Below are 265 nucleotides of genomic sequence, written 5' to 3'. Positions count from 1 at the left end.
GCCCTGCACCCACCCGGCCCCGAACTCCGCATGCCGCACATCGTGTCCGGCCGGCCAGCGTCGCTCGGCCGGTGGCACGCTCTCCTCCGCCACCGGCGCCGCACCGTCATCCCCCGGCGATTCCTCCTCCGCGGCCTCCTCCAGCGCTGCCCGCTCGCCGGCGGCCTGCGCGAAGAGATCCTCCTGGGTGTAGTCGGCAAGTCCGGTGACGCCCACCCCGAGGAGCCGCACCCCGCCCGTGGTGTCCACCGACTCCAGCAACCGC

The 265-nt window shown here is 75.1% G+C and carries 1 pseudogene; it reads right to left on the bottom strand.

The features are described from left to right. Positions 1 to 265 (bottom strand): annotated as a pseudogene (locus tag J0695_RS41170) (DNA polymerase IV); the annotation flags it as partial.

The sequence above is a fragment of the Streptomyces beijiangensis genome, from assembly GCF_017315755.1.
GTDB lineage: Bacteria > Actinomycetota > Actinomycetes > Streptomycetales > Streptomycetaceae > Streptomyces > Streptomyces beijiangensis.
The sequence above is the reverse complement of the archived record's forward strand: the minus strand, read 5'-3'. Positions and strand labels throughout refer to the sequence as shown.